At 41.7% G+C, this 14,075-nt stretch carries 11 protein-coding genes and 2 pseudogenes; 3 read left to right on the top strand and 10 right to left on the bottom strand.

Going from position 1 to position 14,075, the window contains the following annotated elements:
• The 6 genes from VHA01S_RS06535 to VHA01S_RS06510 form a co-directional block, all read right to left on the bottom strand.
• On the bottom strand, positions 1-1,051 hold a 1,051-nt coding region (locus VHA01S_RS06535; protein WP_023403564.1), incomplete at its 3' end, for a transglycosylase domain-containing protein.
• The gene (locus tag VHA01S_RS06530; protein WP_023403563.1) at positions 1,048-5,694 is read right to left on the bottom strand and encodes an alpha-2-macroglobulin family protein; all 4,647 of its coding nucleotides are present in this window, start codon (positions 5,692-5,694) and stop codon (positions 1,048-1,050) included. The genes VHA01S_RS06530 and VHA01S_RS06535, both read right to left, overlap by 4 nt.
• A 244-nt stretch (positions 5,695-5,938) precedes the next feature.
• The gene (locus VHA01S_RS06525) at positions 5,939-6,331 is read right to left on the bottom strand and encodes a hypothetical protein (RefSeq protein WP_023403562.1); all 393 of its coding nucleotides are present in this window, start codon (positions 6,329-6,331) and stop codon (positions 5,939-5,941) included.
• Positions 6,332-6,341: 10 nt separating this feature from the next.
• The gene (locus VHA01S_RS18520; protein WP_023403561.1) at positions 6,342-7,055 is read right to left on the bottom strand and encodes a hypothetical protein; all 714 of its coding nucleotides are present in this window, start codon (positions 7,053-7,055) and stop codon (positions 6,342-6,344) included.
• Complete coding sequence (locus tag VHA01S_RS06515) at positions 7,000-8,397, bottom strand: hypothetical protein (RefSeq protein ID WP_023403560.1); 1,398 nt, start codon at positions 8,395-8,397, stop codon at positions 7,000-7,002. The genes VHA01S_RS18520 and VHA01S_RS06515 overlap by 56 nt, the downstream gene beginning before the upstream one ends.
• Complete coding sequence (locus VHA01S_RS06510) at positions 8,397-9,293, bottom strand: hypothetical protein (RefSeq protein ID WP_023403559.1); 897 nt, start codon at positions 9,291-9,293, stop codon at positions 8,397-8,399. Before VHA01S_RS06510 ends, VHA01S_RS06515 begins: the two co-directional genes overlap by 1 nt.
• A 470-nt stretch (positions 9,294-9,763) precedes the next feature.
• Here VHA01S_RS06510 and tnpA (VHA01S_RS06505) point away from each other — a divergent pair, with 470 nt between their 5' ends.
• Both tnpA (VHA01S_RS06505) and tnpB (VHA01S_RS06500) read left to right on the top strand, forming a co-directional pair.
• A complete protein-coding gene (gene tnpA / locus VHA01S_RS06505; RefSeq protein WP_023403558.1) occupies positions 9,764-10,075 on the top strand; it encodes an IS66 family insertion sequence element accessory protein TnpA in 312 nt (103 codons plus the stop codon).
• A complete protein-coding gene (tnpB, locus tag VHA01S_RS06500; protein WP_023403557.1) occupies positions 10,072-10,260 on the top strand; it encodes an IS66 family insertion sequence element accessory protein TnpB in 189 nt (62 codons plus the stop codon). The genes tnpA (VHA01S_RS06505) and tnpB (VHA01S_RS06500) overlap by 4 nt, the downstream gene beginning before the upstream one ends.
• A 23-nt stretch (positions 10,261-10,283) precedes the next feature.
• Here tnpB (VHA01S_RS06500) and VHA01S_RS06495 read toward each other — a convergent pair.
• A pseudogene (locus VHA01S_RS06495) lies at positions 10,284-10,490 on the bottom strand (transposase domain-containing protein); the annotation flags it as partial.
• 46 nt (positions 10,491-10,536) lie between these two features.
• On the opposite strand from VHA01S_RS06495, the gene VHA01S_RS06490 reads away from it, so the two are divergent.
• The gene (locus tag VHA01S_RS06490) at positions 10,537-11,655 is read left to right on the top strand and encodes an IS110 family RNA-guided transposase (protein WP_023403555.1); all 1,119 of its coding nucleotides are present in this window, start codon (positions 10,537-10,539) and stop codon (positions 11,653-11,655) included.
• A gap of 256 nt (positions 11,656-11,911) precedes the next feature.
• Here VHA01S_RS06490 and tnpC read toward each other — a convergent pair.
• The 3 genes and pseudogenes from tnpC to tnpA (VHA01S_RS06475) all read right to left on the bottom strand — a co-directional run.
• Positions 11,912-13,246 (bottom strand): annotated as a pseudogene (gene tnpC, locus VHA01S_RS06485) (IS66 family transposase); the annotation flags it as partial.
• A gap of 84 nt (positions 13,247-13,330) precedes the next feature.
• Positions 13,331-13,672: an IS66 family insertion sequence element accessory protein TnpB gene (gene tnpB, locus VHA01S_RS06480; RefSeq protein ID WP_023403553.1), complete on the bottom strand. Its 342-nt coding sequence runs from the start codon at positions 13,670-13,672 to the stop codon at positions 13,331-13,333.
• On the bottom strand, positions 13,659-13,901 hold the full coding sequence (gene tnpA, locus VHA01S_RS06475) for an IS66 family insertion sequence element accessory protein TnpA (RefSeq protein ID WP_023403552.1): 243 nt from the start codon (positions 13,899-13,901) through the stop codon (positions 13,659-13,661). Before tnpA (VHA01S_RS06475) ends, tnpB (VHA01S_RS06480) begins: the two co-directional genes overlap by 14 nt.
• Between the last annotated feature and the right edge of the window lie 174 nt (positions 13,902-14,075).

Genomic DNA, 14,075 nt, shown 5'->3' with positions numbered 1-14,075 from the left:
GAATTAAATGCGGTGTGTGTCCTTGAATCTCTTGCTGTGAATTAGCCGCTTTAAACGCCTCTGCTGAAGACGAATTCAGTGCCTGTCCTTGAATTAAATGCGGTGTGTGTCCTTGAATCTCTTGCTGTGAATCTGCCGCTTTAAACGCCTTTGCTGAAGACGAATTCGGTGCCTGTCCCTGAATTGATTTAGGTGTGTGTCCTTGAATCAAGTTGTCATTTATCTGCTTGAAATGAGCAAGCTGGTGTTTTCTTAACTCACGAGCCAACAGGGGCACTTTGCGCTTGATTGGCTCTCGCCCGGCAATCACCACCTCTTTACTTAGCAGTTGATATTCTGACTCGGAAAGCATGTCATTTGCGATCAAACGTCTTAGTACTTTATTGCGAGCACGCTGAGCATTTTTGGGGTGACGATCGGGGCGATAGACACTTGGTCTTTGTGGAATAACAGTCAGCAATGCAGCTTCAGAGATGTTTAAGTTTTTCGACGACTTACCAAAATAGCGCTGACTGGCCGCTTCAACGCCTTCGATATTGCCTCCCATAGGTACATGGGTTAGATACAAGTTCAAGATTTGTTGCTTGCTGTAGTGCGCTTCAAGTTGTAAAGCTCGCAATATTTGAATGAGCTTGCCACCATAGGAGCGGTCGATAGGGTAAATAATGCGCGCTACTTGCATGGTCAGCGTCGAGCCGCCAGAGACGATTTTTCCATAGCGAATACGCTGATATAAAGCGCGGAAAAGCGCAGGAATATCCACCCCAATATGCGAATAAAATCGGCTGTCCTCATAAGCGAGTAACGATTTTAAATACAGCGGTGACACCTCACCCACCGTCACTGGAATGCGAAAAGTGCCCGTGTCATCGGCAAACTGGCGCAGTGTATCGCCTTCCGCCGATAACACATTAAACGCGATACTTTTAGGGGTAGCACTTGGCAAAGGAAAAGCCCAATTAAGCACTTTCCAAGCCAAGGCTAAACCAATAATGAGTGCAACTATGGCCAATGCCACAGTTGCAACCCAACGTTTTACAGACGTACTCATTTGATTTGAATACTAGAAACAGAACCAGGCTGATACACAAAGCGCTCAGGCGCATACATATCTTCAATAAACAGATTTGGCACCTCTGAAATACCTTGAGTCTCAGCGCGCATTACATAATAGAAGGTGTATGAATAACCACGCGAAAAATCAAGGGAAGTCACATAGCGGTCGTTTCTAAACTCTTCCATTTCTGCGCCAGATGACACAAAGTCCAAAGATTTCAATAGCTCTTTAGAGTCGGTGAAATCTGGATTTTCAAGCACCATCCCCGCCGGTAGATAATCCACTAACATTGCTTTATCGATATTCTCTTTCAGGTTAACCACGACTTTAGCAATGATTCTATCCCCAACATGCAGCGTAGCGCGGTTTAAGCGTTTCCCTTTGCTATCAAAGTAGGTTCTAGACACCTGCTTAAACTCTACCGAACTTTGCAGCGCATTAGGATCGGCGTACCCATCGATAGATTCCGTCACATAAGCCACATCGTGTGATTCATTTTGGAATCTATCTCCAAGATGCATAGACACAGCTTTTGATGACGGCACAAGTTGGCCGTTTTTAGAGATTTGAATTGTTTTTTTATTCAACGCTTGCAAATCAAAACCTGCCTTGGCTAATGCATAACGCTCTTGTGTACTAAAGTAGCGGCGTTTATTCAGCGCTTTAAAGATCGCTTTTGCAGACTCAATGCGCAGTTCAGACATTTGACGATTAATCGGCCCTTGTTTTTCTAAGTCACTGACTAGCGACACAATTTTAGCGCGCGCCGATAACGACGAATCGTAGTAATTATCATCATGTAGCTCAATAGCGTATTCAGCTTGTCTAAAGTAGTCTCGGCTACTGCGCATATCTCCAAGGCGATAGAACACAGCCCCAAGATAAGCATTACTGAGGCTATTAAATACAGGCACCTCTTTTAAATACGTCTTAGCATCAGAGAATGACAGTTTCCCTGCTTGAGTTAACACATAAGCGGCATACGCTTGATCATTGATTCCAACCTCTTGGTTAAGGTCACCGTAAATATACTGACGCATGCGTCTAGTGATTTTATCCAACACTGAGTTACTGACCAGATTTGGGTAACGCTCATTCACCGTAAACAGGAAGCTTGCCACATAACTTGTCAGCCAAGGTTCTTCTTGCGAATACGATCCCCACAAGCCAAACCCACCTTTGCCATTTTGATAATCAGCCAAGCGCAACACCGCTTTTTGCAGCATATCAACGTCACTTCGCTCCTCTAACACCTCTTTTTTCAGTGGCACTAGTGAGGCATCATCAAGCAACCAAGGGTAGCCAGTACTGGTGGTTTGCTCTACACAACCATAAGGGTAGTTAAACAAACCTTGTACAAAAGCGGTTGGCTCTATCTCTGGCACTCGGCTAAACGAAACTGTGCTAATGCCATGATCTTTAGGTAACACACCTTGCCACTGGGCACGCGTGATATTGACAAAATCCCCTGCCGCTAACGTTCTGGTGGTCTTTTTAGTCACATACGGTGACGGCGAACGCACTGGAACGCGCCAATTTCGCTCAATCTGATAAGTGCGGCTGTTCACTGATAAAGCCAGGTTAGTCATGGTCACTTTATTACCAACATCTACCTGCACCGCAAAGTGCGCTTTTTGTTGTGGTGCAAGCTCTAACACTTTCGCGCTTTGTCCAACTAATCGAATACCATCGTCGGCACGCAAGCTAAGCGTCACTTTCTGCATTTCTTTGGTTTGGTTTGACGCCTCTACCATCACTTGGCTTTGATTGTTAGTGGCAAAGAATCTAGGTACTGAAAGTTCGGCGACAATTGGCGCACTTACCGTCAAATCCTGCACTTTTTGTCCAAATTTAGCCCCAGCAAAAACTGTCGCGACCATTTGCACTTCGCCGTTGTAATCGGGTATTTGTAGCTGAATATTCGCTTCACCTCTTTGGTTTAATTTCACTGCTGGCAATACCTGGTTAAAGGTTTTGCTTTCCACCAAATTATTAAGCGGTTTACTGGAATTAATCCCTTCATCACCACCATAACGGTGACGAATAAATGGTGAAGGACGAGACTCAAATTGTCGGGAGTACAAATCAATAATATCCGCCCCTAAACGTTTTTGTCCGTAGAACCAATTGAATATATCGGCCACTTTATAGTGGGACATATTGATGATTCCTTTGTCGGCAACGGTTAGCACTACGTATGCATCTTTAAGGTTGGCAGCATTATCCACTTTGACTTTAACTGTTTGAGTTGTAAAAGGTTCCAATCTTTCCGGCGCTTGAATAGACACAGCCAGTTTTCGATGATCACGGAACAGTTTTACCGGAGCAACCGCTAACGAGCGACGCACATACGCCTTATCAGAATTAACTAGCGAACCAATCAGATATAGATCGTGACGATCAATATTGCTCGGCAATCGTAAACGAATATTTTGTTTACCTTTTACTTGCACCGTTTTGTGCAAATAGGTTTTATCTGCCACCAATTCTAACGATACCAACCCAGCCCTTGGCGACGCCACTTGCACATTGATGTAATCGCCAGCTAAGTAGCTTTCTTTATCCAATTTCATTGACAGTTGATCAGGCTTAACTGGAATTTGCGTATCGCCATCTTCCCAACCTGCATACAACGAATACACGGTTTCTTGGCCACTTGGCGCTACCGCGGTAATGCGATAATCGCCCCACTCTACAGGCACCACAAGCTCATTGTGTTGAGCATTAACATGCATCACTTTAGATTCTGTCACGCGCCAGTTATCGTCACGACGCAAATCCCAACCAGAGCTTTGGTTAAACACCCAGTAATAGCCACCTCGGTTGCGTTCAACCTTAATACGGACATCACCTGACAAAGTGTTCTCACCCTTATCATCAAGCAGCAACAGACTGAATTTAGCCTCTGTGAAATAGCCAAAATCCTCGGAGTTAGGTTTTAAACCGACAATGGATTTTCCATTTGATACCAGTAATTTATTAACGCGCGTAGTGGTTGCGCCGCCCGTTTCAAACAACTGATTATTAGTCGTTAACATTGCAGGACCGTCTAATGCGTCTTTAGAAATCGCACTAAGAGAAAAATGCGCCTTACCCTGTTTATCCAGTTTTAAATCAATATCATCTGGCGCATTCGAGCTTGAAATGTATTTTTGCTTACCCACCAAATAATGAGCGTATTTGCCCGGGAAAGAAGCAATAGAACGCAGTGTTGAACTGATGGTTAAGCGATTGCCATCCGCCACTTGTCCAAACAAATAACGCCCACTCGCCAGCCCTTTTATTGGCTCACCAGCCATAACTAAATGAGGAACAGACACCGTCAAATCCATCCGTTCAGGAACAAATTCTTGCACGTTAAAATTAAAACTGCCGATCACCGCTTTTGATTGACGAGTCGAACGTACTACCACGCTCCATTTACCCAGTTTTGCGGAAGCAGGAATGGTAAAGCGATAGTTAAAGAAGCCTTTTTGTGATTCCTCAATATTACGTGACAGTATCACTTTTCCGTCAGGCGCAATCACCTCCATAAACAGAGAATTCAGCGCCGTTATTTCACCTGACTCTTTACGCAATACAATATTAAGCGGTACCTCCTCACCCGGTTTAAACAAATCTCGGTTAGAGAACATGTAACCATTCAACGATTTAGACTGCTGACCATCCACTTTAAAGTCAGAAAGATCCAGCGGCACCTCTTTCATTGGCAATACCGCAACACTCGCGCCGCTTTGCACCACAAACACATCTTCACTAGAACGCTCGCCGTAATCAAACTGTACGAAACCATCCTTTAAATAGGCAGTATCACGAACACCATCTTGCCCCACAATGCTCACTTTGGCCGATTGCAACGGTTTATGAGTAGCAAGATCAACCGCTTGCAACGACACTTTTTTATCAAACACTTTCGCTTGCACGCCAATATCTGACAGCAACACATGAAAAATATCAGGACTATCAAAAGAGTTAGATGGCTTAATCGCAATAATGTACCAACCGTTCGCCAAATTATCCGGCAACTTCAAATTAGTCACCGTAGAGGCATTTTCTTTGGCAGCCGGTAGCTTAAAGCTCAAATCCGTTTGATGAGTAAAATTCTTTCTAAGACGCTGCGCCGACCAATTACTTAGCGTTTGAGAGTAAAAATAATCCGCAAACAACTTAGGCGTATCATCCACACGATAAATAGACGCAAGCACACCCGTCGCATTCACACTTTCAATAGGAATCGCGCGATCGCCAGTAGCATTAATAAAAGGCCCCTGCCCCAAAACCCGCACCGAAGGAGACGCCTCATAAATATTGATCGTCTCAAGCGAACTTAGATCCTCTCGGTCAAATCCCGCCAACGACACCGAATACTCCCCAACGCCAAAGTCATCAATAGACAATGACTGAAAAGTGCGGTCTTCGGACAAAACCCAAGCACGATGAACCCGCTTCTTATCTTTAACCACAGGTAAATCAAGAGGATGCGACAACGCCCCCTTCAAACTAACTACAATGCTAGTCTTGCCATTTATCTTGCCTTCCGTCACATTCGTAACCGTAGCGGCAAACACACCACCAGCAAAAACCAACATATATATAAGAGTGAAAAACTGAATGAATAACTTGCGATGAATTCTCATTTCAACGTCCTTTTAGATTCTACCAATACATAATAATTTGCTATGCAAAAAAGCATGTATTGATTTCATCAATGGAATGTAAGAGTTGTGTAAGTTGTTATTTTTGTGAGAGTTAGGTGGGTGATTTATAAAATTTAAGCATGATTTTGGAGGTCTGTGGATGAGTATCAGTATGAGATATTGTAGGTAACTAGCCGGGTATTAATGTGAGTTGGGGCACAAACATGGGTGCCCCTCGCTAAAATTACACAGAATCTGGTAAAGCCTCCGCTTGAGCAAATCGCTTTAGCGCCTCATCTTCAATCATATTAAGGTTTTTAGGCGCTACGATAGATTCAGTCACTACCTCGACTTCGGATAAAGCATTATTTTTGTATATACTGAGATACTCTCGATTTATAGCCATACTCTTAACAAAATAACTAGAGATAGTATCAGACAAGATCATTTTATAGTGATTAGAGAACTTTACGTTTAGGTACCAGCCCCCATACTCTCTAGACTTAACGTCTATAAGCATGCCAAATCCCCAAATACGATGATCTATAGTAATTCCATGTTCTACCTTAAAATCTTTAGCAAGATCCCCATCATATTCTATAAATATAGCTTTGAATGATTGTTCACTATCGTACATAACCTAATTTTTATTCCTGTAACAACTCTGGCATACGACTTAGTTTCTCATTCCCGAGCGTATTTGCACCATCGACTTTAACTCCATCGCAGTCTATATAGATTTTTCCATTGCGTCTGATTTGAGTACATTCATCGGGGATAACTTCGACCTTTTTCTCAACCACTTTTTCAACTGGAACCTCTACACGTTTTTCTACCGGCACTTCCACGCGTTTTTCCACCTCTTTGATCAATGGCGCTTCTGTTACCCATCGATACATCCGGTATAGACCGAGTACAGCCAAAGAAATCAAAATAATAATAAGGATGAGCTTTAGAATTGTATTCAAAGCACTTTGCAGCCACCTACTACGTTGATGTTTAAGTCGTCTCGAATCCCTTTCTTGCTGGATTCGTTGCGATTTTCTTAACTCATAAATCTCAGCATTCGCACGCTCTCTCGCGAGTTGAGCTGTCACTTCTTCTTTTACTATTTGAGAATGAACTTGCTTTCCTTTTAGCGTATTCAATTGCTCCGGAGATATAGTCCCCTCATGAACATGAGTATCCGCTTTTTCTCCTGCAATTTCGGCCGCAATTTTTTCAGCTTCTAGCTGCTCTTGAAGTAGTTCTTTTCTATATCTAGCTTCATCAAGCTTTCGTTGATGTTCTTTTAACCGTTGTAATCTAAGCCAATTCTGGCGATTCGACTCTTGTAGTTTGCTCAGATCTAGACTGCGCATTGAGTAGTTCCTCTAGTTCATCACTGGTAATATTCTCAGGAATTGGGACAATTCGTTCATGGATGATGATCTGTGGTTCTTTCACTATCATCGGCTCACTGACCTTTTGAATTCGGTCAACATAAACCGGAACTTCAACCTTGACTGGAACTTCGACAAATTTCTCAATTTCTACTTCAACAATCTTTTCAACCTCAACAATCCGTTCTACTTCTTTCTCGATCTCTACTTCTACAATTTTTTCCACTTCAATTGTACGTTCGACTTCTTTTTCAACCTCAACAGGTACTTCTACTATTTTTTCTACTTCAATAATTTTGGTGCGCCTACTAGCCCAAACACGCATATATTTGAGTAATTTTGCCAACGCAATATCTCGAATATCACGGCGCTCTCGCTTCAGTAGCAAACTGTGTTTTCTTCTTTCTTTATGCTCTGGAGTACTCAGTGATTTCAGTAAATTTAGGATGAAATAAACAGGGTATATTAAAGCTGATATAAAACTAATAAATGCACCAAATGGGTCGTCAAATTTCACCCCAAACCAAGAACTGACTTTGTTTACGATCGATACATACATCTGTTTCTTTTGATCATAATCTGTTTTGGTTCCGGAATGGGTGTTGTTAACTTTCGCAATCTCACTTCGCAAGCTATTCATTGTCGATCGCGAGTTAAAAATATCTGATTCCAACTTACGTATATTGTCACTATTCGCTTCTTTATCTTTTTGCGAAGTTTCAATATTGCGATTTAACGAGTCGATCTGTTTTTTGAAATTAGCAATTGCAGCAGCACAATCAGGGCTTTGGCTACAATCTCTAGCTGTTTTTCGCCTTTCACTATCTTGAATACTGATCGCTGATAGCTCTTTTGTGTCACTTTCAATTTTATGGTCAATATTTACGTTTCTAGCGCGAAGGGCAATCAATTCGGTATTAAAATCTTTAATATCTCGAGATATATCTTCAATTTGATTCTGTCTAGTCTCATTATCATGTTCAGCAGTTAAAACAATTTTGACATCATTTGTAGCCAGACTGTTAAGATAACTATTGATTCCGGTATAACATAGTAACCAAAATGCAGGCACAAGTACGAATAAGGCGACCTTTAAAATTCGACTTGTTGAGTACCAATTCTTGATTACCGACGAAGTCCAAATAAGTACAGCTGATTCGGTAATAAACAGTAATACAGTAAATGGATTAATTGGGTAATCCCTGTTCGGAAATAGGATTTCATAACCCATAACATTAAACCAAACAATGAGGAGGCCCATGCCAAAAATGAATAGTGTTACCAATTTAAATTCGATGTCATCAAAACCAATATTTTTCATTACATTCTTTCAACTTTCATATATTTATTAATATTACTTTCGGTCAAAATCAACATCTGATTACGATCATAATTGTGCATAAATTCATCATATAGTTTTGAGCTACCACCAATATATTCCCAGTAAGGTTTGTAAACCTTATACACATGCTTTTTAAAACTTTCTGTATCAGGTTTGCTCGGGTTATATGGTCGGTGAAACCCAATTTCTGCCCCTGGTTCAATTTGTTTAAACACCCCAGAAGCATAAATAATTCCGCATGCGGAATAACACTTCATATATTGATCACTAGCAGATCCCCACTTGTTCTCTTGCATATAAGTACCAATTTTAATCGCCTCATTCATCAAACCACCAGGGCTATGTATCATCAGGCGATTTAAAGCTATACCCTTCCCTTTGTAATAAGCGACATAACGTAAGAACTTGTCGTAAGTACCCTCTGTAATCTTCCCTTCACCGTATAGGTAATAACCTTTGTTATCTTGCCCTAGCATAAAAATTATCTTGGTACTATTAGCTAAAGGATGACCAATTTTTTTTGGCGCCATAATTGGCGGCATTTTCTCAGGCAACGGTGGCGCTATATGTTTTTGCACCGGAGTATTTTTAGCTATCGCCTTATCAGCAGCCTTAGGATGCTTATGCGATTTTTTATTTGGCTCGTGAGGGATCGTCTTTGCGACTTTATGAGCACTTTGCTTGGTAAGTGTTTTCTTAGCTGATGCAATAGAGCTCTTTTTAGAATTCTCTGAATTCGTTGCAGGATTCGGTTTTACTATAGGAGCTACTGTTGGTTCTTTTGGGACTTCTGACTGACTATGAATTTCACTTGAACATCCTGTAAACAATATAGAAACAGTTAAGGCAATAACAAACCAACTGCATATTTTCATAGCTATTCGCTCTTATAAGTTACTAAACGTAAATAGGTTGATAATTAAACTACTTATTACCTGTATTATAAATGTGTGCCGGCACAATGTATTACTACAAATCCACTCGACACACTAACATTTCTAAATAAAGACTTTTATTAGTGCTGTCTTAACTACCTATACTTAGGTTTAATCAAAGACATAGCGATTAGAAACTCGAATAGCGTAATAAAAAGCTTACAATTGAATAAATGCAAAATATTCAAGTATTAAATTGTACCACTATGATTTAGAAAATATAAGGCTACAACACCCTTTGCCTCATAATTAGTCAAGATTTATATATATTTATATGAATCAAATGTAATGTGCGTTTTGTTTTATATTTACAAAAAACACTCATTCATAGTAAGCGAGTCATAAACCCCGCATTCTAATCGCCTAGAACGAATAATAAGATCAAGTCTCCAACCATGAGGAGATTTGAAATGGGTATACGACGCACCACCCAAGAATGGCAAACGCTTATCGAGCAATCTGAATCGAGCTCATTGTCTACACTTGCATTTTGTAAGCTCAAGGAAGTCAATCCTTCAACGTTTTATGCCAAACGTAAACAACTCAACAAAACTGAGGTTTATCAAGGCTTCGTGAGAGCTGAAGTCGTCGAAATGACGACGAAGTATCAAGCTCAAATTGCAACGGCTAACATGACACTGCTTGTCAATGATGTTGAGCTGAGCATTCCGCAAGGCACGCCAGTGGCCTATCTCGCAGAGCTTATCGGTGCGTTATCATGAAACGTATGCTCAGCGCACCAGAGGTTTACCTGTATCGTGAGAGTGTCGATTTTAGAAAGTCCATTAACGGCCTCGCTGCGATTATTGAAAGTGACACCGACTTATCTTTGGGGAGTGGTGCACTGTTCCTGTTCACCAACAAACAGCGCGATAAAATCAAAGTATTGTACTGGGATAAAACGTAAACGCTCAATAAATCAGTGAAGCTCTATTGAGCTTCACTGATCTGCACGTTCCACGGCATTAGATCCGACATATCATCGGTAGGACTTCGCTTGGGTAGCTCAGTAAAAAGGTGCTGGAAGTAGTAATATGGGTTCATGTCATTGGCGCGACAAGTCATCACCAAGCTATACAAGTTTGCACTTGCAATTGCTCCGCCTACCGAAGTGGAGAACATCCAGATGGTATGACCTTATATACTTAGATTCACTACTGGTGCGTTTTTGGAGGTCATCAATATGGAATCCGTCAACTATTCTGCTTATATTGGGCTTGATGTGCATAAGGATACAATTGCTGTTGCGATCGCAAGTCCAGAACGGCAGGGAGAAATTCGATTTTATGGGAATATCTCTTCAGCAAAAGAGGCCGTTATTCGTCTAATGAAGAAGCTCATCAAGCTTCACGGTTCAATCCTTGTCTGCTACGAAGCAGGCCCAACAGGCTATGGTCTATATCGATTGCTACTTAGCATGAACATAGAGTGTACAGTTGTGGCTCCTTCTAGAATACCTAAGATATCAACCAACAAGATCAAGAACGATCATCGTGATGCGGTCGCTTTAGCTAGGTTGTTGAGAGCGGGTGAGTTAGTTGATGTCTGGGTACCTGACATAACACATGAAGCTATGCGTGATCTTGTGAGAGCCAGAAGTTGTGCAAAGAAAGATACTAAAGTTGCCAAGCAACGAATCCAAAGCATTCTTCTGAGAACAGGTAAAAAGTATGAAAAGAAAATGTGGACTGTGCGCCATCGTGTATGGCTAGCAAATCAATCTTTCCCCTTAGCTTCTCAACAAATAGCTTATGAACACTATCGACAAAGCTTGGAACAAATCGAAAATCGTATTGAGCAATTAGACCAAGAAATTGATAGGTTGCTTCCTAACTGGTCACTGTATAACTTGGTTAATCAACTTCAAGCTCTAAAAGGTGTCGGACGTACGATTGCAATCTCCGTTGTGGCTGAACTGGGTGATTTCTCCCGATTTAGTAATCCGAAACAAATAATGGCATTCCTTGGCCTAATACCTGGAGAACACTCAAGTGGTAGTGTGACTCGTAAAGCAGGGATCACTAAAGCTGGAAATGTTGAGTTAAGACGGCTTTTATATGAGGCAGCATGGGCTTATAGAAACAATGCTAAAGTCGGTAGTTGGTTAATCGCAAATCGACCAAATAGTGTTTGCCAAGAAGCCAAAGATATCTCTTGGAAAGCTCAGCAGCGGTTATGTTTCCGTTACCGAAGCTTGGTAGCTAAAGGGAAAAAGTCACAAATAGCAATTACTGCTGTTGCGAGAGAGTTACTTGGATTCATGTGGGACATTGCTGTCACCACTCGAAATCAGAGAGTTTAAAATTTGCTTGGAAGTGAAGAAGCTCAGGTGAGTAACCCTCGTCAAAAATTTAAGTCGACCACTTGGTTAGATACTAGCAGCCAGATAGAGGTAAACTCATTACGAAAACCATGTTGGAGCTAAAGATCCCCGAATAAGAGTATGTATAATCCAAGTTATTGCTAATTCACTTTCAAGCAATACCTACTCTGAAACTACGCCTCGTCTCACAGAGGAGAGAGAGGTTTTGCCGAAAAACTTGAAAAAGGTCATAAGAGTTTTTTCGACCCGTCGTGAACGGTCTTATATCACGTTCAGTCACATTATTTTCGATACTGATATCACCATCTTCGAGATACGTGAGTAACTTCGACCATTGGTTTTGAGTGTAAGAGATCGCTTTCCCAAGCAACCCTTTAGGCAAAACATTTTGAGCATCAAGCCATTGCTTGAACTCATCCAAAATGGGTTTGGCTTCTTGTTGTCGTAGTTGGTAACGTGATTGGGCATCCAGTTCTTTGGCGTTCTTTTCAATACCGTATAATTTGCCGATAAAGTTCAGTGCCTTTTCTGCTTTGCCAGCTTTTTTAGACGGTGAAGCTTTCTGAGCCTCGGTGAACTTTCTGCGCACATGTGCCATGCAAGCGGCTTGAGTGACATCTTCAAGTTTGTCGTAAGCACTGTAGCCATCGGACAGCAGATAACCTCTGTACCCAGTCAAAAAGTCTTGCACACATTGAGCTCTGCGACTTGACTGATAATCGTATATGACCACGGGATTATTAACGAACTCACCACTGCGGTAGACCCACATGTATGACTTGGACTGCGCTTTTTTATCTTCTTCTCGTAGCACTTGAACCGTTGTCTCATCTGCGCAGATAAGCTTCTCTTTCAGAAGCTCTTCTTTCATTGCATCAATGATGATTTGGACTTTACAGCCAAGCTGAACACACCAGTTAGCCAGGGTTGCCCGACTAATATCGATACCCGAACGATTGAGAATATCTACTTGGCGATAGAGTGGTAGTGCATTGACGTATTTTGCCGTCACGACAGCGGAGAATGCATCGGCACAACCGATACTTTTCGGGATCATACTAGCTGGTTTTGGTGCAGTAACGATCTTTGTCTTAGTCTGCGTTTTCTCACATTGTCGACAAGCATATTTTGTTCGCTCGTGTCGAATAACGCTGACCTTTTGTGGAATGATTTTTAGCTCTTCCGACGTTTCAACACCGCATGGGTGTAAAGGTTCGTTACAGCAGTCACAATAAGGAGCATTGAGCTCATGTTTATGAACTTCTCTTTCGAGCTCTTTAGGAAGAGGTTTGCGGCCTCGTCTCTTTTTTCCGTCATCAGCTTTTGATTTAGATACGGTATTTTGCTGCTCTGCCTCGTTAAATGTGCCTTTTGGCGTTTTTTCACTCTGTGCAGAGAAGCGTTTTGATTTGTTCAGGTTAAGTTGCTCGATTAAGAGTTGAACTTTAGTCTTGAGCTCTGCAACTTCTTCCTGTTTTGCAGCCAGTAACTTATCTTTAGCTTCATTCTTCTGATGAAGGTCAAGCAACATCGCTTTTAATTGTTCAATATCGTCAGGAAGGTCGGTCATATCAGGGCTCAGATTAAATCAAGACCCTAAGTGTGACAGCGAAAAAAGATCGTTCAAGTGCAAAATGATCATCAATATCAGCGGTCACACTTCTAGACTAAATAAAGGTCGATGAGCTTTGGCATGATTTAACGTTAGCCCTGAAAGTAGCCAACTTAATTGTTGCTTGCTGATATGGATCGCCCCATCATAACTTGGTTTGGGCCATTTGAAGGTGCCTTTTTCTAAGCGGCGGTAATAGACCCAAAATCCATTGGTGTCCCAAAATAGGATTTTCAGTTTGTCTCGGGTTCGATTACAAAAGATAAACCAAGACTCACTGAACGGATTCATCTCAAGGGTCTCGGCGACGATGAGTGAGAGGCCATCGATAGACTTACGCATATCAGTCACACCCGATATGAGAAAAACTTTACCCGATGGCATCATTGCCAAAGGTTAAGATCACATACGTCGAGCTATCTGTAGCAGGCTCAGTAACGACAATCGGCTGTACTTCAGTTTGAGGCTCTGGCTGGTTTAGTTTTTTCGCCCAATAGTAAAAGGTTTGATAGCTAATACTGTTATCAATGCAATACTGTTTGATACTTGAGCCGCTGCGCTGTTGCTGCTCAAGAATGGCTGTCCAATACGCCCGTTTATCTTGTTGATTCATAGTACCTCCTTAGAAAGAGATACTATGGCAGACAATCAGTTAGCTTGGTACGTGGGGTTAATTAACCGCTTACGTAGATAACTAGCCGGGTATTAATGTGAGTTGGGGCACAAACATGGGTGCCCCTCGCTAAAATTACACAGAATCTGGTACAGCCTCTGGCGGTCTCACACC

Source organism: Vibrio halioticoli NBRC 102217 (assembly GCF_000496695.1).
In the GTDB taxonomy this organism is placed as follows: domain Bacteria; phylum Pseudomonadota; class Gammaproteobacteria; order Enterobacterales; family Vibrionaceae; genus Vibrio; species Vibrio halioticoli.
This window is presented reverse-complemented; position numbering and strand designations above follow the sequence as displayed.

Bases quoted from the DNA above. Each gene is read 5' to 3' on its own strand.
- VHA01S_RS06510 (WP_023403559.1), bottom strand. From the start codon at position 9,293: ATGAAAATATGCAGTTGGTTTGTTATTGCCTTAACTGTTTCTATATTG.
- tnpB (WP_023403557.1), top strand. From the start codon at position 10,072: ATGAAACGTATGCTCAGCGCACCAGAGGTTTACCTGTATCGTGAGAGT.
- VHA01S_RS06490 (WP_023403555.1), top strand. From the start codon at position 10,537: ATGGAATCCGTCAACTATTCTGCTTATATTGGGCTTGATGTGCATAAG.
- VHA01S_RS06525 (WP_023403562.1), bottom strand. From the start codon at position 6,331: ATGTACGATAGTGAACAATCATTCAAAGCTATATTTATAGAATATGAT.
- tnpA (WP_023403552.1), bottom strand. From the start codon at position 13,901: ATGAATCAACAAGATAAACGGGCGTATTGGACAGCCATTCTTGAGCAG.
- VHA01S_RS06530 (WP_023403563.1), bottom strand. From the start codon at position 5,694: ATGAGAATTCATCGCAAGTTATTCATTCAGTTTTTCACTCTTATATAT.
- tnpB (WP_023403553.1), bottom strand. From the start codon at position 13,672: ATGCCATCGGGTAAAGTTTTTCTCATATCGGGTGTGACTGATATGCGT.
- VHA01S_RS18520 (WP_023403561.1), bottom strand. From the start codon at position 7,055: ATGCGCAGTCTAGATCTGAGCAAACTACAAGAGTCGAATCGCCAGAAT.
- VHA01S_RS06515 (WP_023403560.1), bottom strand. From the start codon at position 8,397: ATGAAAAATATTGGTTTTGATGACATCGAATTTAAATTGGTAACACTA.
- tnpA (WP_023403558.1), top strand. From the start codon at position 9,764: ATGGGTATACGACGCACCACCCAAGAATGGCAAACGCTTATCGAGCAA.